Below are 825 nucleotides of genomic sequence, written 5' to 3'. Positions count from 1 at the left end.
TTGAATGCGATTAAAGGCTTGAACTCGGATGTCAACAAGGCGCTAAATGATATGAACATCGACATCAATCAAGCCAGTGCTGACGTTCAAAACCAAATTATTGCATTGAATGCGTCGATGGTCACCAATACGCAAGCCATTCAAAAGCAGCAAATCAACGACAACAAGATGGACGAAAACACTAAGGCCCTTATCCAACAAGCGAATGCTGACATCACCACGGCCGTGAACAAGAACACCAATGCCATTAATGGTGTGGGTGATGATGTAGAGAAAATTGCAGGGGCAATGGATGGTATCGCGGAGGATGTTTCCGGCATTTCCGACATCTTAGACGGCATCGCAAACACAGATACGTCTGGCGCAGGTACGGGCGGGACGTGCATCGAATCTCAAACCTGTACAGGTTATTATGAGTCGGCCTATCCCGATGGCTTAGGTGGTTTGGTGTCCGGTCAGTTAGACAATCTCAAACACAACACCATCGACAACTTTGTCAGCTCGTTTGGTGACCTCGACTTATCCAGTGCCAAGCGCCCTTCTTTCGTGCTCCCTGTGCCGTTCTTCGGTGACTTCAGTTTTGAGGAGCAAATCAGCTTTGATTGGGTGTTCGGTTTTATTCGTGCGGTGCTCATCATGACGTCAGTGTTTGCGGCGCGTCGTATTATTTTTGGAGGTTAATATGGATTGGTTAGTCGATTTATTTAACAAGCTGTTGGTGTTCCTCTATCAGCTCTTAATCTCGCTGGTCAACATGCTCAAAGACCTGTTCTTTTGGGCGGTTGAGCAAATCATGGCAATGGTGAATCTGTTGCTCTCTGGTGT

Annotated in this window: 2 pseudogenes; both read left to right on the top strand. The window is 46.9% G+C overall.

Annotated elements, in window-relative coordinates:
- Positions 1 to 681 (top strand): annotated as a pseudogene (locus R7R24_RS25870) (methyl-accepting chemotaxis protein); the annotation flags it as partial.
- 1 nt (position 682) lies between these two features.
- Positions 683 to 825: pseudogene (locus tag R7R24_RS25865) on the top strand (VSK receptor); the annotation flags it as partial.

The organism is Vibrio sp. 704, from assembly GCF_033339295.1.
The sequence above is the reverse complement of the archived record's forward strand: the minus strand, read 5'-3'. Positions and strand labels throughout refer to the sequence as shown.